General features: G+C 39.8%; 25 protein-coding genes. 3 read left to right on the top strand and 22 right to left on the bottom strand.

The annotated features are described in order from the left end of the window. Window positions 1-2 precede the first annotated feature (2 nt). The 4 genes from I1A42_RS17445 to I1A42_RS17430 all read right to left on the bottom strand — a co-directional run bounded on the left by I1A42_RS17445 (window position 3) and on the right by I1A42_RS17430 (window position 4,334). Window positions 3-842, bottom strand: a complete 840-nt coding sequence (locus I1A42_RS17445) for an ABC transporter permease (RefSeq protein WP_196124210.1) — start codon at window positions 840-842, stop codon at window positions 3-5. Then, complete coding sequence (locus I1A42_RS17440; protein WP_161157441.1) at window positions 839-1,798, bottom strand: ABC transporter permease; 960 nt, start codon at window positions 1,796-1,798, stop codon at window positions 839-841. Before I1A42_RS17440 ends, I1A42_RS17445 begins: the two co-directional genes overlap by 4 nt. A gap of 62 nt (window positions 1,799-1,860) precedes the next feature. Then, on the bottom strand, window positions 1,861-3,486 hold the full coding sequence (locus I1A42_RS17435; RefSeq protein ID WP_196124209.1) for an ABC transporter substrate-binding protein: 1,626 nt from the start codon (window positions 3,484-3,486) through the stop codon (window positions 1,861-1,863). A 173-nt stretch (window positions 3,487-3,659) separates the two neighbouring features. Beyond that, window positions 3,660-4,334: a haloacid dehalogenase type II gene (locus I1A42_RS17430; protein WP_161157443.1), complete on the bottom strand. Its 675-nt coding sequence runs from the start codon at window positions 4,332-4,334 to the stop codon at window positions 3,660-3,662. Window positions 4,335-4,958: 624 nt separating this feature from the next. On the opposite strand from I1A42_RS17430, the gene I1A42_RS17425 reads away from it, so the two are divergent. The 3 genes from I1A42_RS17425 to I1A42_RS17415 are packed head-to-tail and all read left to right on the top strand — an operon-like array spanning window position 4,959 to window position 7,443. Further along, complete coding sequence (locus I1A42_RS17425) at window positions 4,959-5,663, top strand: metal ABC transporter ATP-binding protein (RefSeq protein ID WP_161157444.1); 705 nt, start codon at window positions 4,959-4,961, stop codon at window positions 5,661-5,663. 12 nt (window positions 5,664-5,675) lie between these two features. After that, on the top strand, window positions 5,676-6,548 hold the full coding sequence (locus I1A42_RS17420) for a metal ABC transporter permease (protein WP_196124208.1): 873 nt from the start codon (window positions 5,676-5,678) through the stop codon (window positions 6,546-6,548). Between the two features lie 16 nt (window positions 6,549-6,564). Then, window positions 6,565-7,443, top strand: a complete 879-nt coding sequence (locus tag I1A42_RS17415) for a metal ABC transporter substrate-binding protein (RefSeq protein ID WP_161157446.1) — start codon at window positions 6,565-6,567, stop codon at window positions 7,441-7,443. Window positions 7,444-7,518: 75 nt separating this feature from the next. On the opposite strand, the gene I1A42_RS17410 is transcribed toward I1A42_RS17415, so the two are convergent. From I1A42_RS17410 to I1A42_RS17325, 18 genes are all read right to left on the bottom strand, one after another. Next, a complete protein-coding gene (locus tag I1A42_RS17410; RefSeq protein WP_196124207.1) occupies window positions 7,519-8,139 on the bottom strand; it encodes an OmpA family protein in 621 nt (206 codons plus the stop codon). 13 nt (window positions 8,140-8,152) lie between these two features. Further along, window positions 8,153-9,511, bottom strand: a complete 1,359-nt coding sequence (locus I1A42_RS17405) for a TadE/TadG family type IV pilus assembly protein (RefSeq protein ID WP_161157448.1) — start codon at window positions 9,509-9,511, stop codon at window positions 8,153-8,155. Between the two features lie 2 nt (window positions 9,512-9,513). Then, a complete protein-coding gene (tadF, locus tag I1A42_RS17400; RefSeq protein ID WP_329604837.1) occupies window positions 9,514-10,077 on the bottom strand; it encodes a tight adherence pilus pseudopilin TadF in 564 nt (187 codons plus the stop codon). Further along, window positions 10,055-10,594 (bottom strand): TadE/TadG family type IV pilus assembly protein, encoded by a 540-nt coding sequence (locus I1A42_RS17395; protein ID WP_230389628.1) that lies wholly within the window; start codon window positions 10,592-10,594, stop codon window positions 10,055-10,057. The genes tadF (I1A42_RS17400) and I1A42_RS17395 overlap by 23 nt, the downstream gene beginning before the upstream one ends. Next, complete coding sequence (locus I1A42_RS17390) at window positions 10,575-11,339, bottom strand: tetratricopeptide repeat protein (protein WP_196124205.1); 765 nt, start codon at window positions 11,337-11,339, stop codon at window positions 10,575-10,577. Before I1A42_RS17390 ends, I1A42_RS17395 begins: the two co-directional genes overlap by 20 nt. Next, on the bottom strand, window positions 11,339-12,202 hold the full coding sequence (locus I1A42_RS17385; protein WP_196124204.1) for a type II secretion system F family protein: 864 nt from the start codon (window positions 12,200-12,202) through the stop codon (window positions 11,339-11,341). Before I1A42_RS17385 ends, I1A42_RS17390 begins: the two co-directional genes overlap by 1 nt. Before the next feature lie 5 nt (window positions 12,203-12,207). Further along, window positions 12,208-13,137 (bottom strand): type II secretion system F family protein, encoded by a 930-nt coding sequence (locus I1A42_RS17380; RefSeq protein ID WP_196124203.1) that lies wholly within the window; start codon window positions 13,135-13,137, stop codon window positions 12,208-12,210. 2 nt (window positions 13,138-13,139) lie between these two features. Continuing rightward, window positions 13,140-14,420 (bottom strand): CpaF family protein, encoded by a 1,281-nt coding sequence (locus tag I1A42_RS17375; protein ID WP_161158569.1) that lies wholly within the window; start codon window positions 14,418-14,420, stop codon window positions 13,140-13,142. Between the two features lie 3 nt (window positions 14,421-14,423). Next, window positions 14,424-15,650, bottom strand: a complete 1,227-nt coding sequence (locus I1A42_RS17370) for an AAA family ATPase (protein WP_196124202.1) — start codon at window positions 15,648-15,650, stop codon at window positions 14,424-14,426. 11 nt (window positions 15,651-15,661) lie between these two features. Further along, window positions 15,662-16,171, bottom strand: coding sequence for a hypothetical protein (locus tag I1A42_RS17365; RefSeq protein ID WP_196124201.1), 510 nt, complete (start codon window positions 16,169-16,171; stop codon window positions 15,662-15,664). Further along, a complete protein-coding gene (locus I1A42_RS17360) occupies window positions 16,168-17,496 on the bottom strand; it encodes a type II and III secretion system protein family protein (RefSeq protein ID WP_196124200.1) in 1,329 nt (442 codons plus the stop codon). The genes I1A42_RS17365 and I1A42_RS17360 overlap by 4 nt, the downstream gene beginning before the upstream one ends. A 7-nt stretch (window positions 17,497-17,503) precedes the next feature. Next, on the bottom strand, window positions 17,504-18,289 hold the full coding sequence (gene cpaB, locus I1A42_RS17355; protein WP_196124199.1) for a Flp pilus assembly protein CpaB: 786 nt from the start codon (window positions 18,287-18,289) through the stop codon (window positions 17,504-17,506). Window positions 18,290-18,309: 20 nt separating this feature from the next. Continuing rightward, entirely contained in the window at window positions 18,310-18,783 is a 474-nt protein-coding gene (locus I1A42_RS17350) for a prepilin peptidase (RefSeq protein ID WP_196124198.1), read from the bottom strand. A gap of 22 nt (window positions 18,784-18,805) precedes the next feature. After that, the gene (locus I1A42_RS17345) at window positions 18,806-19,027 is read right to left on the bottom strand and encodes a Flp family type IVb pilin (protein WP_161158563.1); all 222 of its coding nucleotides are present in this window, start codon (window positions 19,025-19,027) and stop codon (window positions 18,806-18,808) included. A 1,105-nt stretch (window positions 19,028-20,132) separates the two neighbouring features. Then, a complete protein-coding gene (locus I1A42_RS17340) occupies window positions 20,133-20,759 on the bottom strand; it encodes an OmpA family protein (RefSeq protein WP_196124197.1) in 627 nt (208 codons plus the stop codon). Between the two features lie 12 nt (window positions 20,760-20,771). Next, window positions 20,772-22,115: a vWA domain-containing protein gene (locus tag I1A42_RS17335; RefSeq protein ID WP_161158514.1), complete on the bottom strand. Its 1,344-nt coding sequence runs from the start codon at window positions 22,113-22,115 to the stop codon at window positions 20,772-20,774. Window positions 22,116-22,117: 2 nt separating this feature from the next. Then, window positions 22,118-22,657, bottom strand: a complete 540-nt coding sequence (gene tadF / locus I1A42_RS17330) for a tight adherence pilus pseudopilin TadF (RefSeq protein ID WP_230389626.1) — start codon at window positions 22,655-22,657, stop codon at window positions 22,118-22,120. 16 nt (window positions 22,658-22,673) lie between these two features. After that, window positions 22,674-23,189: a TadE/TadG family type IV pilus assembly protein gene (locus I1A42_RS17325; RefSeq protein WP_196124195.1), complete on the bottom strand. Its 516-nt coding sequence runs from the start codon at window positions 23,187-23,189 to the stop codon at window positions 22,674-22,676. Window positions 23,190-23,192: the final 3 nt, after the last annotated feature.

Here is a 23,192-nt window from a genome sequence, read left to right as displayed (position 1 = left end):
CCTTAGCGTTGGTTACGTTGACGAGCAATACGGTCAATCACCAAATTCACCCCAACAGTTAAAAAACCGATTGCAATAGCCGGGGCAAGCAGTGCAGGCGCTCCTTGACTTAAACCGCCAATATTTTCACGCACCAGTGAACCAAGATCAGCATTGGGTGGCTGAATACCTAAGCCCAAAAAGCTTAAACCACTAAGAAGCAACACGATAAATACAAAACGCAAACCAAAATCCGCCAGTACAGAATTCAAAATATTGGGTAAGATTTCGCATACCGCGATGTAGAACTTGCTTTCACCGCGAATCATCGCCACCTTCACATATTCCAATTCATGTTGATTTAAGGCCAAACTGTAAGCAATACGAAAAGCGCCCGGCGCATAGCCAATGATGGCGGTCAAGATCAGTAATTGAGCGGAGCTACCAAAACCAGCGACAATAACTAACGCCAACATTTTGCTCGGAATTGAAATTAACGCATCGACAATACGTAAAAGAACCACTTCCACAGTTTTGGGAGAAATGACCGCCATTAATGCGATTAACGTTCCGATTGCTGAAGCACAAATTGAAGCAACTAAGGCTAAGCCTACAGTATAGCGAGCAGCGACTAACATGCGGCTTAGCATGTCTCGACCAAGGTAATCCGTCCCTAATGGGAACTGAGCGCTGATAGGCGCAAAAATATCATGAGAGACTATTTTACCCACATCATAGGGGGTAACCCATGGGCCAATAATGGCAATCACTAACCAGAACATACACATTAATGAACTGATATTGAGCCATGGTTTCATGCGCATCAATGGTGATTGTGATTTAGCTATGACCTGAACATTCATACTCGATTCCTCAATCTTGGATTACACATAATTGAGCAGACGTCCGCAATGAGAATTAACGCTAAATAGCCCGTACAAAAAATCATGGTACATGCTTGAACAAGCGCAATGTCGCGGTTGGTCACCGCGTCGACCATTAACCCTGCAATACCTGGAAAGTTAAAAATGGTTTCGACAATGACCACGCCACCGAATAAATAAGACAAGCTCAGCGCAATCGCATTAACAATCGGCCCGACTGCATTTGGCAGTGCATGAAAGAATGCAATTTTTAATGTTGATAACCCTTTGAGACGAGCCATTTCAACATAATCGGTGGATAATTCATCAACCATCGCAGCTCGGGTCATCCGCGCCATTTGCGCCGTGATCACAAAGCATAAGGTCATCACCGGTAACGTGTAAGAACGCAGGAAGGACAAAAAACTATCGCCAGAGCCACCGTATGAAAGAGCGGAAAACCAGTGTAGTTTGACGGCAAAAATCAATACAGCGATAGTCGCGACCAGAAATTCCGGCACGGCAACCAATCCCAACGTGACAAGATTCAATGCCTTATCGACACGTCCACCTTGATAGATGGCAGCACTGATGCCTAAAGCCAAAGCAAGCGGAACCGATACGGTTGATGTTGCGGCAGCTAACATTAAAGTGTTAGTTAAGCGCCCGGACATCAGTTGGCTGACAGGCATATTGTTGGTCATCGATTGTCCAAAATCGCCTTGGATAACATTAAATAACCAATGGAAATAACGAGTAATGGCGGGTTCATCTAGCCCCAAAGACTTGCGAAGTGCTGCCACCTGCTCAGGCATTGCAAACTGGCCAAGTATTTGTTGGGCTGCATCACCAGGTAAAATATTGGTAATGCCAAACACCACTATCGATACCAGAAATAACGTCAGCAACGCGCTAAGTACACGCTTGGTCACTAAACCTATTAGCATCTGATTCATTTCAAGCTCCTTCTATTTAAGGTGCGCACCCCTTGCGCACCACAGCAGGGTCTTACCCTAAATTACGCATCTAGCCATACTTTCTCGGCAAACATGTATCCCATAAAGCCCCCTAGAGGGTTCGTTCCATAACCTTTCAGGCGCGAATCAACACCATCAATGTTGCTGATAAATACCGGAATGCCGATACCGCAATGATCGTGAACCAAGGTCTGCATTTCGGCATACATCGTATTGCGCTTAGCGTCATCGGTTTCTTTACGTGCATCCACTAACAGCTTGTCAAAAGCACTGTTTTGCCAACGCGATTCATTCCATGCGGCATGGGTGGCAAAGAACTGGGAGAAAATGATATCAGCGTTCGGACGGGGGTTAATATTGCCAAAACTTAATGGGTGCTTCATCCAATGATTAGACCAATAACCATCTGCGGGTTTCACTTTTACATCAACTGAAATCCCAGCCTGTGGTGCCATTTGTTGCAAAAGCACCGCGATATCGACCGAACTGGTGGCGGCGGAAGACGCGACCACAGGGATCTTCGCCCCAGACAATCCTGCTTTTTTAAACAAAAACTTCGCCTTTTCGGGATCAAATTCAGTCTGTTTAAGTTCAGAATTAAAATAGCGAGCACTTGGTGCAATTGGCGTATCGTTACCTACCACAGCAAAATCTTGGAAAATCGCTGATTTTATCTGCTCACGATCGAGCAACAATTTCATCGCCTCGGTAAACCCGGGACGATTTCCCGGAGCTAAATCCTGACGAATAATCAAATCGGTATAATTTCCCGATGGTGCATTGACATAGTGATGACTTTCACTCTTTTCGATACGCTGTGTAGAGCGGGGGTTTACCTCATTGATCACATGAACTTCGCCAGCTAGTAAGGCATTAACCCGAGATGGCTCATCCGGAATGGCAAATAGTTCGATTTCATCCAAATAAGGTAAACCTGGTTTCCAGTAGTTTTCATTACGCACGACTACTGTGCTCATGCCAGGAACAAAATGTTTGACTTTAAATGGTCCAGTACCAATGCCTTGACTAAAGTCTTGAGTATCGGCTGGAACAATCAGCATATGGGAAATGGCAAAAATAGACGGCAATTCAGCATTAGGCACGTTCAGTTCGATGGTGACTTCATGGCTCCCTGTGGCTTTAATCGATACCATCTGTTTGGCTAAATCCATCACTTTAGAGGCAGTAGAAGGATCCTTATGTCGTTCTAAAGAAAAGACGACATCTTTGGCATCTAAAGATTTTCCATTATGAAAGGTGACATCTTTACGTAAGGTAATAATCCAAGTTTTTGCGCCTTTATTACTGATGTTCTGCGCTAACTCGAGATGAGGAACTAAATGTTCGTCGAACTTAGTTAATCCGTTATACACCATGTAGTGACGGGTATAATCAGTGGATAATGCCCCCTTGGCTGGGTCAAGCGTATCGGCAGTAGAAGATGACAAACTCGCCACGCGAATTTTACCCCCCGTTTTTGCCGCAGATGACTCGGGGTTTGTATCAGCAAAGGCATTCACCGAACCTAACAACGAACCCGATGTCGCAGCCATCAATCCCGTTACGCCTAGCGCTTGCAGAATACGACGTCGAGTCCAACCGGACTGCGTCATTTGTTCATATTCCTCAATACAATGCTGGCCTGTAATAATTTTTTTATCATCCATGATAGAAGTACCTTTCCTAGTTCTAAGCCTGAACTTATTCTCAGCGCTAAGGGCAATCAGCATGGGTCTAGGTGCCCATCATTTTTAACCCCGCTTTTTCAGACCACATGATGAATCCGTTTATTTGCCGAACCCGTTTATCCTTAACGAGTCCGACAGCAAAAGTTGTAGAGTTAATCCACACCGAGTAAATCAGCTAAGCCATTGATATCAGGCACTTGGTGATAACGATAAATTTTATCTCCAGGTTGCTCATGGCCACGAGCTATAAAGGCTTTATTAACGATGCCAATATCATCGGCTGGCATCAAATCGTAACGAAAACTTGAAGACACATGGAAAACGTCTTCAGGATTACAGCCTAAGTTATCGAGCATATATTCGAATGCGCCCAGACGTGGCTTATACAGTTTGGCTTCTTCAGCCGTAAACACGCGGTGGAAAGGCGCGCCCAACTGTTCAACGTTACTCATGATTTGACTATCGCTGGCGTTGGAATAAATGACTAATGGGAATTCTTTTGCTAATCGAGCAAGGCCGGATGGTACATCCGCATGTGGGCCCCATGACGGTACGGCATCGTAATACATCTGCCCTTCAGCATCGTTATAAGCGATGCCCCAACGGCGACAAGTGCGTTCTAATGCGGCTTTGATTAATTGGTCGTATGGTTGCCATGCTCCGAGTACTTCATCAAGACGAAAACTACCAAAGTCTTTGACAAAAGCTTCCATCTTCTCTGGCAAAATTCGATCTTTAAAAATCTCGCGCGTCATCGCTGCCATTTGAAAATTGGTCAAAGTGCCGTAGCAATCAAACGTAATAAATTTTGGGCGTGGAATACTCATTCCTATCTCCTTCCTTAGAACCATAAATGGCATGTCCTGTGAATTTCTATGTCGTAAATCAGTTCACGGTATCTACCAATGATTGAGAAAATAACCTGAGAAAATTTTCAAATCATTTGGATACAAATCATTTCAACATACTCTTTGCAGCAGAAGACGTTTAATTCGTTTTGCAGGAAGTAGAAAAACTCATTTTTTATTTTTTTTCAGCAGCAAATACGGTGAACTTTGCTGAATCAAAACAAAGAATAAACATAAGTAATTGAAAAATAATAATAATTATTTCCATTCTTGTAGAGCATCACGACAAAGGTCATCTCACCGACTCAATGAGAACGCAATCACGATGAAATAAATAGGCTGATTTTTAACCAATATTTCTCACTAATATCCGATTAGCTTGGGCATCAAACTAATAATGCTTCCAAAAAATTGTAAGGAGATGTTATGTTATATTATAACAACAGGCATATGATGTATCGATAAGATGAAACCCATTCCCGTGACAAACTCATACTCAACTTATTCTTCTTGGTTAACCCGCTCAGGGCTCGTTCGTGTAGCCACTGTACTTGCATTACTCGCTAGTATTTGGTTAGCGATCTACTGGGCAGTACTACTACCATGATCAAGTTAGAAAATGTCACTGTGGGTTATCAAGGTGAACGCCTTACTCACCCTATTTCTGGATCGTTTGCTCAAGGCAGCTTAACCGCCATCATGGGAGCAAATGGCGCAGGAAAATCAACCTTATTAAAAACCTTATGTGGTTTGCTGCCCGCTTTATCTGGGCAGATTGAATTTAGCCAACCACGCAAAATGGCCCTCTCATGGCTACCACAACAAAGCGACATTGACCGTAGTTTCCCGATTACTGTGTTTGATGTGGTCGCTATGGGATGCTGGCCAAATACCGGCATATTACGCAGTATTAAGCGTAATGACGTTGAACGTATATATGCGGCTATGGAACAAGTTGGTATTGCCAATCTAGCCAATTATACGGTGTCTCAACTTTCAGGTGGACAATTCCAACGCATGTTATTTGCACGTCTTTTAGTGCAAGACACTGCCATCATGTTTATGGATGAGCCTTTTGCCGGAATTGATAGCCAAACACAAGAGGCATTACTGTCACTGATTTGTCAGTTGCATCAGCAAGGTAAAACCATCGTAACGGTTTTGCATAATCCCACCATCGTTGAAGCTTACTTTCCGCAAACGTTGTTGATTAATCAACAATGCGTCCACTGGGGCGAAACAAAGCAAGTGCTTGCCAGCTGCAGTTTGTATGATTCGCCAATGAAAATGGCCTTAAATTTCGGCTAGGAACGTATTCACATGACATATCATATATTTGACGCCTTTATGCAATTTGGCTTCATGCGTCGCTCGCTTGTAGCGTGCCTTGCCCTATCAGTAAGTTTGACTCCACTCGGTGTATTTCTTATTTTGCGCCGGATGAGTCTCATCGGGGATGCCCTTTCCCATGCCGTTTTACCCGGAGTGGCTATCGGCTATCTATGTGCAGGCATGTCTTTATTCGCCATGGGACTAGGCGGCTTTATCGCTGGCCTTCTAGTTGCCATGAGTTCGAGTTGGATAAGCAAAGCAACCAAACTTCACGAAGACTCAACATTTGCAGGCCTATATCTAGGCTCGCTAGCATTAGGTGTCACATTAGTGTCACTACGCAGTAGTGGTGTTGATTTGCTGCACTTGCTGTTTGGCTCCTTACTCGCGGTAAGTAATGATTCGCTAATTTTTATCGGTGTGATTGCAAGTATCACAGTGATTATGCTGGCGTTCTTCTACCGCGCTATCGTGTTTGAATCATTTAACGCTTCCTTTTTTCAAGCACGTTCAAAACGTTTTCCGACCTTGGTTCACGCCATGTTTATGGCACTTGTTGTGATGAACTTAGTCGCTGGTTTCCAAATCTTAGGTACGCTCATGACGGTAGGTTTGATGATGTTACCGGCGATTGCAGCCCGTTGCTGGACCAATCATTTACCCAGTACTTTAGTTATTGCCGCTTGTGTCGGAGCGATGAGCTCTTTCCTCGGTTTGGCTTGGTCTTGGTATCAATCTATCCCAGCAGGTCCTGCCATTGTTCTCACAGCGACCATTCTCTTCTTGCTGTCGATCTTCTTTGGTCGGGAAAAAGGGATCATGCCCATTTACAATAAATCATCAGAAACTTTAACTAATTGATATTAAGGATATAGTAATGAAACTTTGGCACACAGCAGCGCTATCTGTTGCAGTCGCTCTTAGCCCATCAGTCATGGCAAACACTGTACATTCTGTGGCAAGTTTTTCTGTGCTCGCAGACATCGTTAAAAATGTTGGTGGCGAACACGTTGAAGTGAAATCTCTTGTTCAACCCAATGGCGACCCACATACATTCGAACCATCACCAAAAGACAGCGTGCTAATCAACAAAGCAGACGTGGTATTTGTAAGTGGTCTTGGCCTTGAAGGCTGGATGGATCGCCTGGTTAAATCATCTGGCTTTAAGGGTGATATCGTTACGGCATCAAACGGCATCAAAACTCGTTCAATGGTTGAAGACGGTGAAAAAATCACTGACCCACACGCTTGGAACAGCGCTAAAAATGGCGAAGTATACGCACGTAACGTTATGAATGCGTTAATCAAAGCCGACCCAGCTGATGCCAAATACTTCAAAAAACACGGTGAAGCGTACATTCAACAGCTTGAAAAACTTGATGTTTGGGCAAAAGAAAAAATGGCTTCTATCCCAGAGGAAAAACGTAAAGTTCTAACTAGCCATGACGCTTTCGGTTACTTCGGTCAAGAATATAATGTTAAGTTCTTAGCTCCAGTTGGTTTTTCAACTGAATCTGAAGCAAGTGCCTCTGGTGTTGGTAAATTGATTAACCAAATCAAAAAAGAAGGCATCCACACTTACTTTATCGAAAACCAAACTGACCCACGCTTAGTGAAACAAATCGCATCTGCAACAGGTGCTAAATCAGGGGGTGAACTTTACCCTGAAGCGCTAACTGATGCTAAAGGTGAAGCACCAACTTACGTTGCTGCCTTCGAACATAACGTTAATACCATGTATAAAGCGATGAAATAATCACTTATTGCCTATACACGATATAAAAAAGCCGCAGTTGATAACCAACTGCGGCTTTTTTGAATAAATGAATCTCTAGCGAGCAATATCATCAAAGATAATTTCTACCCGCCGATTAAGCGCTCGTCCTGAATCTGTTGTATTGGTAATAATAGGCTGCATCTCACCACGGCTACTTGATGTCACCATGACGTTTTCCCCTTCATTCACCAATTTTTGAGTCATAGCTTGTGCTCGCTTTGAGCCCAACGTTTGATTATATCCATTAGAACCAATCGCATCCGTATGGCCGACAACAGAAACATTGGGCGTGTTAGATAATGCTTTCGCCACTTGAGCGAAAATCTGTTTATCGTCGTTGCTCATTTGAGTACTGTTAAAAGCAAAATGAAAACGGGCAATGCTCTTACCCGAGCGCCAGTATCCCTGACTGAGAAAATAGCTTAAGCACGCAGGAGAAACTTCATCAGGATTAACATGCGTTAATAGCCATTCATGATCTCGAGATATATTAACCGTGCGACTCTGCACTTGATTGCCTGGATACATTACTAACGTCTTTGCCTGCCCGACACTAAGTTGATATCCAAGTTGATTCCCATCTTTATTACATAAATAAGAATACATAGATAAAGGTTCAGCGTTTAATGTAAATGACGTCAACATTAGACTGACCAAAATAGCAATTTTTTTCATAAAGATTACCTTGTTATTCATCGGCCGGAGTAAGCTGGGTTGGCGCTAAACGCCCCATCTCATCAGCAACTAATTCTAAAATTTTGTTTTTGATCGAATCTTTGTCTGTTGCATCAAAAACGTTTTGCTCACCTACACAGTTTTTCATTTCTGGGTAGTTAGAAATCGTATAGCCGAATCCAATGGCGAAAAGACGCGATTTAACATCTTCATCTTCTGATGTTGTCATCGCATTAAGTCCTTCCGTAATAAAGGAACACAGCCCATTATCGACTAAGTTATTGGTGATATCCGAGTAACTGTTCATCCCATCCGAAAGAATAATGATCAAACGACGGGAGTTATCGCCATCAGCTGCTACCTGAGCACCACGAATCAACCCCGAATAAAACGCGGTAATCCCAGCAGGTGAAAAGTTATTGATTGTGCTTACAAATGTTGAGAAATCATTGGTGAGCGGTAACGTATAAAAAGTCATTGATGTGGTCGCCCCCGTTTCAACATGAGCAGACTCATCAAATACACTATTAATCGTCAACGTATAGTCCACACTAGAAGCATCGTTATAACACCAGCCACTTTCTTTCACTTGGGTATAACCATTCTTGGTTGTGTCGCTATTACACATTAAGTAGGAATACGCATAGTAAGCTTGATTAGTCGTACAGTACCAACGGTTACAACTTTGATAGGAATAACTCGTACCAGGAAAAACAAAACCGTCAAACCCTACATACGCTATTTGACTATTAGTTCCCGTGTTATCGTTATACTCTTGTAACGTAGAGGATACAGTGCTGATAATATCTTGAAGCTCAACATATTTTGCATCACGCCCCGAACTCACGGAATCCGCCATCGATCCTGAAAAGTCAGAAACAAGAATCACATCCACAGATTTTGAGTTATATTTTCTCACTGAAGACGAACTAGCAACATCATAAGACTCACCAAACCCATTGCTGATCCCTTTATTTGGGAACCAAGACGGTTCAGTAATTCGTAGTTGAATATCGTATTCAAAAAATTGCTCTGAGGCTAACGATGATAAGTCACAGTTGGGGTTATCATCACAAGCAATCACTTGTGTCGTCACCTCATCAAGCGTTGCCTGAGGGAAAAAATAGCCAATATAATTTTGTACTATTTCATTTCTAGACGCTTCCGTTGTAGTATTTTGACCAGACATAGCCAAAGCAATGACTTCCGTTGCCTCATCGAGACGAGCCTTATTTTGCAATGCTCGGGCACCATCCATTCCCAACACAAAAACACCTAATAAGATGGGAATAATCATGACGAACAACATCGCTGCATGTCCAGACTGACGACGGTACTTTAACGATTTGATATTATTTCGTTGCTTTATCATGATTACCGCCCCAATGTTATTGCATTAGCAGATACGCTTAGATACTGCTCATCAACCAACTGACCGAACCAGTTTGGTGTGCTATAACATAATGTCACTTCGTACAAAGTGGCTGAACGCCCCCACGAGGTTTGAAAAATTAGCTCACGAGCGGGTTCATGCCCATTGCAGCTGATACCAATTCCCAACGCATCAGCACTATTCCAATCTGTTACCGCAATCGTGCTATTTCCTAATCCGTAATTAGAACGCTGCCTTACTTTTAAATCGACGCCAAACTTCTCCGCTTCAAACTTACCCATGGTGCGTTGCATAGAATTTGCAGCAACATTATAAATATCAGTCGCTTGAGTATTAGTTATATCAAAAGTATCTTCATCAAATAGCTGAGTGCGTTCTTTTAATACACTCACCATCGAATACGATAATCTTTCAAGTTTTCCCTTCATACTCAATTTGATGACGAGATCACCGCTAAACACCAATAACAGTGCAAAGAATACACCGACAATTGCGAATTCAACGGTGAACGAGCCTTTATGCTTAATCGAGGGAGAATTGATCACGCTGATATTCCTGTATAACAATGGTTTCTCGGGAAAACATAGTTTCGGTGTCGATAAAATAGTCATAAATTTTCGGTGCATTGTAATCAATACGATAAACCGCAATTGCTGCCCCTTCTGACGAGCCACATTCAATACCTATGGCATCACTATCAGTGTCTGGCTCACATTTATCCGTCAATGCAGAAAGCTCATCAAAACTATTTAAATATCGAATGCTATAGCGAAAATTGTCTTGCTGAACGACGTAAGACCAAAGACTATCGTTATCAGCTAGAACTCTCTGAAAATCAGCAAGGAACTCTGTTGAATTAGCCAAGCGTTTACTGTGTAAAGAGGCCTGAGCAATAGCTAAGTCGCCAATCCCAGATATATAAGACAACATGCTTACTTGAATCCAAAACGCACACATCAACCAGAAGAAAAAGAAACCAATAGCAAATTCTATCGTCGCACTGCCCTTCTGCTTACGACACCGAAAGCGGTGTAACATGGGATTATTTACTGCTTTTCTCATGTTTCTCACCCAAAACTACCCCCTTCACGTCAGCGACTTCCATATTTTTTAACCGAGCAAAAACTTGATTTTGTTGTTCGTCAGTCAATCCCTTCGCTAATTCAGAAAATGCACGTCGATTACCTAATTTTGCATATACAATCGCCAGATTTGCTCTTACTCGACGATCATTTTGGGCTCCGGTGTAATATAAAGACTCAAGTAAATCTTTAGCGGTAAAGTAATGTTGTTGCAAAATGGCTACTAATGCTAAATTATTTTTTACCGTTAAATCATCATCCATATAAATTCGAGCTTGAGAAAATCTTTGTTTTGCCGTATAAAAATTACCTTTATAGCAATCACTAATCCCTAATAAATTTAAAACTTCAGCACTAGTGGGTTGCTGCTGATTGGCTTTACCTAAATACTCTAACGCTCTATCTATCTCACCAATATTTAAATACGATTTACCCGCTAGTAAATTTACTTTATATTCAATTTCCTGACGTTTTAATAGTGGTTCTAGATAAAATATAGCTGAGTTAAAATCTCCTAACTCAACATACGCTTCGATCAATTTTATACGGGTATCTTTATCTTCTTTTTTAACTAACTGCTCTTTATAAAAAGAGATAAGCTTTTGATAATTCTTACCACTCATCAACAATTTTTCTTTAGTATTAGGGTCACCCCCCCCAGAATTATTTGATACGCAGCCTAATAAGAACAGTGATAATAATAGAGAAAGAATATAGTTACGCATTATCCTAACATCCTCATAATACCTGGTGCAGTGATCAATATGACAATTGGAATCATGATAAACATAATTAAAGGAATTGACATTTTTGCTGATAATTGCCCTATTTTTTCTTCTACATTGAGTAACTGAACCTCTCGTATATCAGAAGATAAAGTCACTAATACAGGAGATATGGATGAACCATACTGAATACTTTGATTTAACGTCATAACAAAGCTACGAACTTCATTGGTCGGAAACTGTTTATATAATTCCGTTAAAGCTTGCTCAATACCAACAATCCGTGAACGTTCATTAACCTTAGTAAGAATAAAACATAAATCTTTATCAAACGCTTTAAACTCATGCGATAAATAACTAATTGATGCTTCAATCGTCATACCAGTTTGGATACTTACCGACATTAGATCCAACATATAGGGTAATTTATTGGATATACTTTTACGTAAGTTACTCGCTCTCATTGACAAGAATGAATCTGGGCCCGTTAAACTCACAATAATCCACACGGCTTCAACAGCAATAAATGAGCTTGGTTTGAGCTGCCATAACGTTCCCAAAAATGCAACTGATATAGTGCCTAAAATAACCACAGTATATTTAACTAAAACATAATATTTAGCGAATTTAAGATCATAAAATCCTGCTGAAATAAACTTCTCATCGATTTCTTTTTGATTAGTCGAAAAGATAGTATTGAGTATTTGTGTTAACCAAACAAATTTTGGTCTTCTTTCTTGTTTTGTTTTTTCAATATTAAGTTTGTCTAGCCTCTTCTCTCGTTTAGATTTCGCTGCAGAGGCGACTAGGAATACTAAACCAAATATTATTAATGATATTGAACTAATTCCAATAATATCCATGGTAATTACCTCACGCTTCTCATCAGTGCCCAAACGATACTTATACCAATAGCCTCACTGATAATGACGTAATAAAGAATGACTTTCCCATCATCATTAAACATGACAAATTCATAGTTTTCCGGGCTTAAAAACTGCAACATAAACAGGAATAAAAATGGGATTGCAGCAACAATTTTTGCTGAGGTACGAGCCTCTGATGTAAGTGCCATTTTCTTTTTATCTATCGCACGAGCATTAAACATAGTTCGATTTAGACGTTGCATAATATCTTTCAACTGTCCACCTCGTGCGATATTGGCGCGTAAAGTAATCACAAAAAAGTAAAATGAAGGATATGGATAACGGTGACAAGACTTACGAAATACCTCATCAGGAGATTCTCCTAATTGTAACCTCTGACCCATAATGCGAAATTCTTCACCAATATTTCCTTCAAGTTCTTTTCCAACATACATAATGGCATGCATAATACTGTCACCAGATGACACAGCACCGGTTAACATATTCAAAGCATCAGGAAATTGTGATTCGAAATTCTTTTGCTCTCTCCCTTGGAGCCATTGATATAAAATAATATAGCCTATGATAATAATAATCGGGCTTACGACCCAAGGTGATTCGCGTAAAAAGTTCTGATTAAATAGTAATGAAAATGCGAATAAGCCCGCGGTAATCCCGGCTAACTTTATTTCAGGCATATTACCCAACTGGGATTTAAAATTGCTCCATTGCAGAGCAACTCGCTCAGAATAACTGCGATCTAATAATGATTGTAAATCAACCGCTTGACTTTTACTGATGACTGATTGATGCAACGCATTATGTTTAAAGTCATGCAGGATGCTTAACCGTTTTTTCTTATCACGGTAACTCAAGATAAGAGAAACAAGCACTAATAGTACGCCAGCGATCATTACCAATGTATAAATCATGATTAGGCTCCTGTTGGACTAAACGAACTTAGTAACTGCTCGGCTAAACCAAAGAACTTGGCTTTTTCTACTAGGACCGAACGCTGCATTAAGCCCGCGGTGACAAATTGACCGTTAACTTTGCCATCTTCGCTATGACTAAACGTAGGTTGGAAGCGGTATATCTCTTCCAATACAACACTTTGACCTTCTAAACCTATTACCTCTGTAATTGACATCACTTTACGACTGCCATCGTGTAATCGAGATATCTGAATAACCAAATCAACCGCACTAACAATGGTGCGACGAATTGCCTCTAGAGGAAGGTTGTTGTTAGCCATCATAACCATGGACTCCACACGAGCCATCGCATCACGCGGAGTGTTAGCGTGCAGAGTAGACATTGAACCATCGTGTCCCGTATTCATTGCTTGGAGCATTTCAAACGCTTCGGCCCCACGACATTCACCAACAATGATTCTGTCTGGCCTCATACGTAATGAGTTGATCACCAGTTCACGTTGAGATATCTGTCCAGTGTTCTCAATACCGGCCGTTCTTGTTTCGAGGCGTACTACATGAGGTTGCTGTAGCTTTAATTCTGCAGCATCTTCAATCGTCACGATACGTTCTTTCTCTGAAATATATTGCGACAATGCATTGAGCATGGTCGTTTTACCGGAACCCGTACCACCAGAAATAAGAATATTTAATCTGCAACGAGCCGCTACCATCAACAGCTGTGCCATTTCTGGACTCATTGCACCAAAATGACAAAGCTTATTTAAATCAATACTGTGCTTTTTAAATTTACGAATTGATATCGATGTTCCGTCAATAGAGATGGGAGGGATTACGATATTGACACGGCTACCGTCTGCTAAACGTGCATCACAGGTTGGAGATGAATCATCAACCCTTCGACCTACACGACTAGCAATCCGTTTCGCTATGGCAAGAAGCTGAGGCTCGTCAATGAAACTAATGTTGGACTTTTCAACTAAGCCATTGCGCTCAATAAATACATTATCAGGACCATTCACCATAATATCTGAAATGGTTTCATCATCCATGAGGCGCTGTAATGGTCCTAAACCAATTAATTCATCAGCAAGAGCAATAACAAATTCTTTACGCAAAACACCAGATACAGCGGCACCTTCTTTTTCAATCAAAAGATTAATCGCACTTTCAAGCTGATCTTCAAGTTCCTGACGTGTTACTTCGGCGATAGCTGAAGGTTCAAGTGCATCAAATATTTGCTTGCGAAACTTGATATATAGAGTTTTAGTTACGCTCATGCATTACCCCTTAGGAGATCTCTTAAACAAGAACGATTTTTTATTGATTTGCTCACCTAATACTAGAGACGCCAAATTATTTAGGAGAGCAGATGCTTTATTTCTTCGGTCAGATAAACGCTTACCATCTAAAATCACATCCGCAAAATCCTTGATATAAGGAATCGTCAAGTCAACTTTGCGTTTGAAAAACTTCTCTATTTCATCAGGCTTAACGCTGGCATATTTTTCAGGCATGTTGTGGTTAACGACAATAAATACTCGCGGGCGCTCAGATGCAGCAATTGAATTGACCATCCCATATAATCGACCGGCATCTCTTAATGAGGAGACCGTTGAGTTGGTTACAATAATAATACAGTTGCTTTCTAACCAATGATTCGATTGATTAAATACAAGTCCTGTCGAAGCTGATAGATCTTCTAAGATAAAATTACATTCGCTTGAAATCGCATTAGCAATTGAACGCTTGTATTGAATCATTTCATTGAAATCTAATTCATCGGCAGCAACACTAAGCAGTTGTAGTTTTGGGCTTTTTTTATACATGAAGCTTTTTGCACTACTTGCGTCTAAACTCTCTGAAACAATGCCTTGTTGCGCTTTTTTACGTTCAAACTTACTGAGACCTAACATGATGTCCAAGTTGCCTTCGTTATAGTTGTAATCAACTAACACGCATGAAGAATGCTTGACCTCGGACAGTACACAGGACAACTCCGCTGCGATCATGGTTGCACCAACACCACCTTTAGCACCAATAATAGAGACACGCTTCGCTTTACGGCCACCAACACCAGAGCGACGGTCACGCTGTTCATGAATGTCTCTTACAAATTCCGTCAATTCACCTTTTGTCACTGGCCAAAGCAAGTAATAGAAACCCAACTGTTTTAGTTGTCGTTGAATTGATATTGTGTCTTGAGCACCAATAATGACTGCTGTTGAACCACTAGGAAGTAAATTCGAGATTCGCTGCGCTGCAACGACAATATCCTCTACTTTAATCAATTCAATAATGATGATTTCAGCCGGCTTGGACCGAATATATTCCGTTAACTTTTCTTGTTTATTCTCAATAGCAACAGGTTCACTAAGCCCTTCAAAACGAAACGTTTCTTCGATAAGAGATTTACATTTATCAGTCTGATAGAAAAATACCGTTTTAATGTGCTCATTATCGGCATCTGCGTCTTTACCAGACTTCAAAATACTGACTAAATCAAACATATGGTACCTTCCTATTCATTAATTCCAGCAGAGCGTTCTGGGTTAGTCATCGTCTGCCAACGATTACCTTCAACATAACAACCGTAATTATTTTTCATTGAAGAAATAGACCAAATTGAAGTAGGCTCACAACGTTCAGTTTTAACGATATATTCGGTAAATTGAATTAAAAAATGAGACTGATCGGTATGGCTTTGTTTGACACTTATATTGATCGGATCCACCCCAACCTTAGTTAATTGTTTACGTGCAAATTGGGTCAATTTAGCTGCCGATTTTGAACTGGCATTTAATTCAACTTTGGAAAAAAGCAACTGTTCTTTGTGAGTTTGAACAAACGTTACGATAGCTTGCTTTGCTCCTTCATACTGACGAATGTCCAACGTCAACTTCGCGGTAACAGGATATAGTTCAAGCTCCATACCTTTAGGATCAACAGAAGAACTGCATCCCCAAAGAAAGACCATCACAAAATAGATTGCGACCCACTTAATATAAGTAAATAAACCAGGAATAATCATTGGATAAACCCTCCCTCAACTAACCACTCACGAGTAGGATCGTCTTCATTTTTGTCAGGATGAACATCAAATAAACGTTCCAAATTGGTTGTTCTCTGAAAATCTGGCAGTTTCACCTGCTTACTATCTAAAGGCTTAACTAAGCTAACCGTCGCAACGATCACTAATTCAGTTTTCTTTCGTTCTGTTTTTGAGTAACGGAACAACGCACCTAAAATAGGGATATCACCGATAAAAGGTATTTTTGATAGAGACTCAACTTCCTCATTATTGAGCAATCCTGCCAAGACAAAACTTTGCCCATCAGCTAACTCAACTGTAGTACTGGCCTTGCGTGTTTTTAGTGCTGGCACATCATACGTCGCGTTTCTATACTGACTATCTAATGAGCTCACTTCAGGCATAATCGCTAGTTTTATTTTGTCGTCTTGTTCTACGTTAGCCGTTAAATTGAGCTTAATCCCATACTCCCGATAGCTCACACTACTACCGCTATCCGATGAAGTGACAACAGGTAACTCGCCGCCGACAAGGAAACTTGCTGTGCCGCCAGAAATGACCGAGATATTAGGCTCTGCTAAAACTTGTCCAATCGAATTATCTGCGACCGCGTTAATGATCGATACAATGTCACTTGCACTAAAATTGACAATGGAATTGATGAAGCTACCGTTAGAGCCGTTGTTATAAAATTGGAATCCTAAGTTTTCGACAAACGACTGAGAGACTTCAGCTACCGTTAATTTGACATTAACTTGTTTAGTGGTGGCCACTTTCAAATTATTGACAATACCTTTATAGCTGTATTTTGTGGCGATCAATTGAGTTCCACCTTCACCTGCCATCAGTTTTTCTTCAGTGCCAGACTTTCCTAAAAGCTCACCAACTAGGCGTTCAATACCATTTTTCTGTGATTCCGTCGCAACAGTACCATTTAAAACCACTTTATCCCCGAGGTTATAAATTTCTATATCGAGATCTGGGTATTTGATTGCAACATGCTGCTCAACATTAATGAGACTCGTGTTAACCACAATGGTGCGCTCTAAAATAGTATGATTATCGCCGTCGAATATAATGAGCGAAGTTCTACCGACACTTTTCCCATATACAACAAGAGTACGTTTACCTATAGTTGAATAATCAGCGATAGCAGGGTTAGAAATAAAAACAGAACTGATGTCTTTAGATAAACGAATCGATTTCGCTTCATCCTTATTGACGCTAAATAGCCTTGCTGCATTCACTTGAGAAGAGAATGCTATAAGCAAACTAGCGAATAATAATGTAGGTAGCAATTGAACAACTTTTTTTATGTAATACATACATCACCTATTTAACGGTCATGCTACCAGCACGAAACTCTCTTATCGCGTGATAAGACTCTAAAACGTCACCCGCGTTAGCAGATAAGTCTTTGGCAGTTGCGCCCTTAACAGATTGGTGGATTTCTAACTGAGCGATACGCTGAGCAATGGTCAACGTAGCCACTTGTTTCGGCGTAACTTCCAGTATTAAGGTCGACTTTTCGTCTGCCGACTTTCCTTTAGCACCTGACTTCTCTTCAGAAATCTTAAGTACTTTTATGTTCGTTAATATTGGAGACAGTGAAACATCCTTATAGGATTTAATAGAACGGTCATTGGCTAAGTTTTGCGACCCAGAGGCAAGAGCCATAATATCTACAAAACTATTTGTTCTAATAACGCCACCAATAATAGATTTAGATTCAACTTGTAAAGGATATGGAGTCATACCCTCATTAATAATAAAATCGATATAATCTACGTCTGTTGCTATCGCGAAAGAACTTTTTGATATGACTGTCCCTGGTTCAATAATTACTTTAGCCACAGGATCTAGAGAATAATTAATAGATATTGCACCAGTGATACCTTGAGAACGTGCCTTAGTTTCCGACCAGTTTTCAATAGAGATAGTTTGGGATGTAATACTATCACCCGGTTGCAGTTGCTTTTTTGCAACATAGACCGCAATAGTTTTTTCTTTGACCTCAACTTTAGGGGTCGAGGGAGAGATAATTTTTCTATGGTTCATACCATAGACACCGACACCGATCGCTATTATCGCAATAACAATCATGAGTTTGATATTCATGCCTGCACCTAACGTTGTTATTATAACGCCGTCGAGATCATGGTGAGCCACATTCCAAAGCTACAACTGATAACAATTGGGATAGCATACGGAACGCCGCCGGTATAACGCTGATTAGGATATCTAAACTTATAAAACAGCCAAATTGAACCTGCCAATATTCCGCCTAGCCAAAGCATAAGAACAATAACAAGTATGAACCAGTTTGGATGGATTGCTAATGACAATACACTTAATAATTTGATATCACCTGCACCACAAATACCAAAGGAAACAACTAAAAAACCCAATCCTAAAACCAAAAGAAATTGAGTTGTTACTCGGTAATCGATCTCATTTAAACGTAAAATTAAAATTGTTATTAGAATAATTATTACATCAAGGTTACTGATTCTTCTGTATAGTACGTCAGTAACTAATAATTTCATTAAGACAAGGGCCAGTATTAAAACTAAAAGCCCTTGCCAATGAATATTAAAGAAAGAATTCATCATTCCTCTTTAAATTAGGAACTGATTAGCTACCAGAACCAGAAACAACGCCAGCTTGACCGATATTTGACGTAATAGAGCTCATAGCACCTGTTAGCGCATCGCCAAGACTTGAGTTGAAAACAGATAAAACGATAGCAGAGATTGCTACACCAATGATTGCATATTCAATCGCTGTAACTCCGCGTTGATCTTTAATAAATGCAGAAATTTTAGAACATAGCTTGGTAGTAATATTGTTTAACATGATTTTTTCCTTCCAACTAACGACTTATTTTATTGCTAATAATAAATAACTGTTCGGGTGTGACATGATGTTACCTAAGCAATTTTTACTTCAACTAATAATTAGTAACACTGAGTATCTTTGTTGTACTTTCGTGGTACTTAAGTCTGTTTCAATAATTAAATTTAAATAATGATAGAAAGTCTAAAACTGTACTTCGCTATCTGTTTCTTTGTCTTAACGACGGAATGAAATTTACCGAAACATTTTCATTGTGAATAGAGATAAAAATAAAATATTTTCAACACAGATACATATGTATCTTATATAAGAATATTTACATTTATATCATTAAAAATGTTAATTTAATCTAATGAAACTAAGTAACTGTTTTTTATAAAAAAATATGTAATCATAAAGTATTAACATACAAATATTATAAAAAAATAAAATAGGCAAAACTTTTAAATATAGACATTATTTATTCTATGTCAAATTTAAAGAGTGATTTATAAATGAATCGTGATTTTATACCCAAATAGTATTAGGGTGAATTTAATTTGAAAAACGAGGTACTAGTGGTAGATAACATAGATTTTTTACCTTTTAAATGAGTTTCTATGAAACTCATTTAAAAGGTAAAAACACGGTACATTTTGTCCCAACACTAAATGTAATAGTAAAAAACACGTAGAAGTTAGTGATAATAATTTTAAAATAATAATACTACTTTATGGGTATATTTTGATAGGTGGAAGGCTTTATATGATTACTATCATCATCAATTGATACAAATTCACTAAATCAAATCGGCAAAATAACCTGTTTACCCATTTGATAAAGGTTACTATACCCAAATGACCTCAAGATGCAGGGTTCAGTGCTTCATCAACGAGCCTACGTCAAGCTCAATCACGGCAGGAATAGTTATTCCCTTTCAACGTGATTGAGCGCAGAAATAGGTTTGTTGATGAGCTCCCGAAGGGCGAGAATGTATGAACCGTCAATCCAATGTGCGCTTTGAAGATAAAGCTATTCAGCGTTAAAAAGTAGCAATCCAGATTAGGAGGGAATGAAACTCACCCTCTAAATATAAATCAGTATGTTTAGCCAAAAACGAACTATGCTATTGCTCATTGTTCTCTAAAAAAACCTCTACCCGTCGATTTAAGGCCCTGCCAGATTTATTATTACTTAACGATAATGGTTGTGTTTCTCCCCGGCTACTCACTGTTGTTTCAATGCTCTTAGTTTTTGATGTTAATAGCTTCGAAACCCACTCAGCGCGTTTGAAACCTAATTGCTGGTTATATTCTTTACTACCTACGTTATCAGTATGTCCAACAAGAGTGACGTTAGGCACGTTTTTAACTAATTCAAACACTCGTGACAAAATCTGTTCATCATTTGCACTTAATTCACTACTGTCGAATTGAAAATGAAAACGAGCAATTCCTTTACCCTGCTCCCAGTATCCTTGGCTTAATACGTAACTTAAACAATTTTTGGGTAACTGTTCCGGTTTAATATTGGCTTTAATCCAATCAACATCATTAACCGTATCAGTCGATTTTGTTTGTAAACTGTCACCGGGATACATTACCAATGTTTTAGCGTGAGTTGCGGTACGAACCTGATAGGTTTCTGTATTTTCAGCATGCTGGCACAGATATGAATACATAGAATCATTATCAGCAAATACGTTATAAGAAATGCAACTAGCCGTTATCATCGTGAATACTTTTGTTCTCATGATTAATCCTTCTTAATTCACAGGCGACAAACGCCCCATTTCTTCTGCGATGAGTTCAAGAATTTTGTCTTTAATTGAATCACTATCAGTAGCATCGTAAACATTATCATCGCCAACACACTCTCCCATTTGTGGATAGCTACTCACCTTGTAGCCAAAACCAATTGCGAATAATCTAGATTTTACAGTGTCACCAGAAACAGTTTTAAGGCTATTTAAGTGATCGGTAATAGTTGAACAGAGATCATTAGCTATTAAAGTGTCAGTGATATCTGTGTGAGTATTCATTCCATCAGATAAAATGATGATCAATCGACGTGGATTACTTCCTTGGTTTGCTATTTGAGCACCGCGTATCAGTCCTGAATAAAACGCAGTTGTACCATCAGGTTCAAACCCGCTGATAGTATTGTTAAAACTTTCGAAGTCAGAAGTTAAATCTAATGTATAGAATACGTTTTGTGAGCTTTGTGTTGACGTAGGCAGGAAATAATCATCGCTGCTAAAAATATGGCTTACTGTCGAACTAAAATCGATATCGTCGTAACTATTTGTGCACCATCCATCTTCTTTAGGATGAGGGTTCCCATATTTGTTAATTTCATCACTTTTGCACACTAGATAGCTATAGTACGGATAACCGCTATAAGATTTTGTTTTGGTCGTTGAGCTAGTTGTGGCCGTCTTCGTACCAGATATTGAACTAGGTCCATAAACATATGAGTTAAACCCAACAAAAGATAGCGTATTCTTGTTGGTATTGGTTTTCTCGTTGTATTCTTCTAACGTTTCTGATACCTCAGAAATGATATCTTTAAGTTCTATGTATTTAGCGTCACGAGCAGAAGTCACAGAGTTAAACATAGACGAAGAAAAATCTGAGACCAAAACAATATCAACGGTCTTTGATTGGTATTTTCGAGCCGAAGAGTAACCACCAACGGTTAAATTATCGCCAAAACTTGTTTCTATCGTGTCACTGGAAAACCAATTAGGCTGCGATATCTTAGCAGCAACTGTGTATTCGAAAAACCGCTCAGATGCCGATGCAGATGGATCACAATCAGTATTATCTTCACAAGCGATATCATGTGTTTCTATATCCGTCACTTCAGCATAGGGGAAGTAGTATTGAATATAATTACTTGCCATTTCATCATGCGCGTCATCGGTTGAACCGCTCTGACCTGCAATAGCAAGAGCGGCCATTTCCGCAGCTTCTTCTAAGCGGGCCTTGTCTTGAAGCGCTCTTGCACCGTCGGTACCTAAGATAAATACACCAAAAAGGAGTGGAATCAACATTGCAAACAGCATTGCTGCATGACCATGTTGTTTGTTCTTCAATTGCATAGCCATTATTAACGTCCTATTGCTAATGAACTAACGGCAATAGTTGAGAAATCTTTACCTACCAATTCCCCAAACCAGTTCACAGTATCGTAACAAAGCGTTACTTGATAAACAGTTGAAGAACGCCCCCAAGACGTCTGAAATATAAGCTCTTTATCCGGTACAGCTCCTTCACAATTCGCTCCACTAATTCCCTTTTCTGTACTATTCCAATCCGCAACGTCCACTAATTGATCACCAGTACCATAATCTGAGCGCTGTCTTACTTTTAGATCAAAGCCGAATTGGCTGGAATCAAAATTGTGAACTGTCCTTTTCAAGGAGTTGACTGTAATGATATAAGCTTCTTTCGCTTGAGAATCACTCACTTCATAATCATCATCACTACTATCACTTTCACCAAAAAGTTGCGTTCTTTCTTTTATTACGTTAGCTATTGAATAGGACAAACGATCAAGTTTACCTTTTGTACTCAATTTGATAACGATATCCGCACTAAATACGAGTAGCATGGCAAAAAAGATACCCACGATGGCAAACTCGATCATAAAGTTTCCATGTTGCTTAGTTGATATTGAAGTCACTACGTTGATATTCCTGTATTACGATCGCTTCACGAGCAAACAGAGTGTCACCGTCTAAAAAGTAGTTAAAAATTGGTGGTGCATTGTAGCTAATATGATATATGGCAATGGCAGAATCTGATGCTGTACCACATTCAGCACTGTTATCTTCACTATCATCATTTTTACAATTTTCAGTAACTTGTGATAAATCGTCATAACTACTGATGTAGCGAATGCTATAGGTAAAATCATCAGCATCAGCCACATATTTCCATAGGCTATCACTCTTACTTAAGGTGCTTTTGAAGTCTGCAAGAAATTCTGTAGAGGTTTCAAGGCGTTTACTATGCAATGCCGCTTGTGAAATGGCGAGGTCACCAATTGCAGAAACGTAAGATAAATAGCTCATTTCAACCCACGCCATACACATCAACCAAAAGAAAATAAACCCAACAGCAAATTCGATAGATGCAACACCAGTTTGCTTTTGTCTTTTATGGAAAACCCTCATCATTTT

This window comes from Vibrio nitrifigilis, from assembly GCF_015686695.1.
In the GTDB taxonomy this organism is placed as follows: domain Bacteria; phylum Pseudomonadota; class Gammaproteobacteria; order Enterobacterales; family Vibrionaceae; genus Vibrio; species Vibrio nitrifigilis.
The sequence above is the reverse complement of the archived record's forward strand: the minus strand, read 5'-3'. Positions and strand labels throughout refer to the sequence as shown.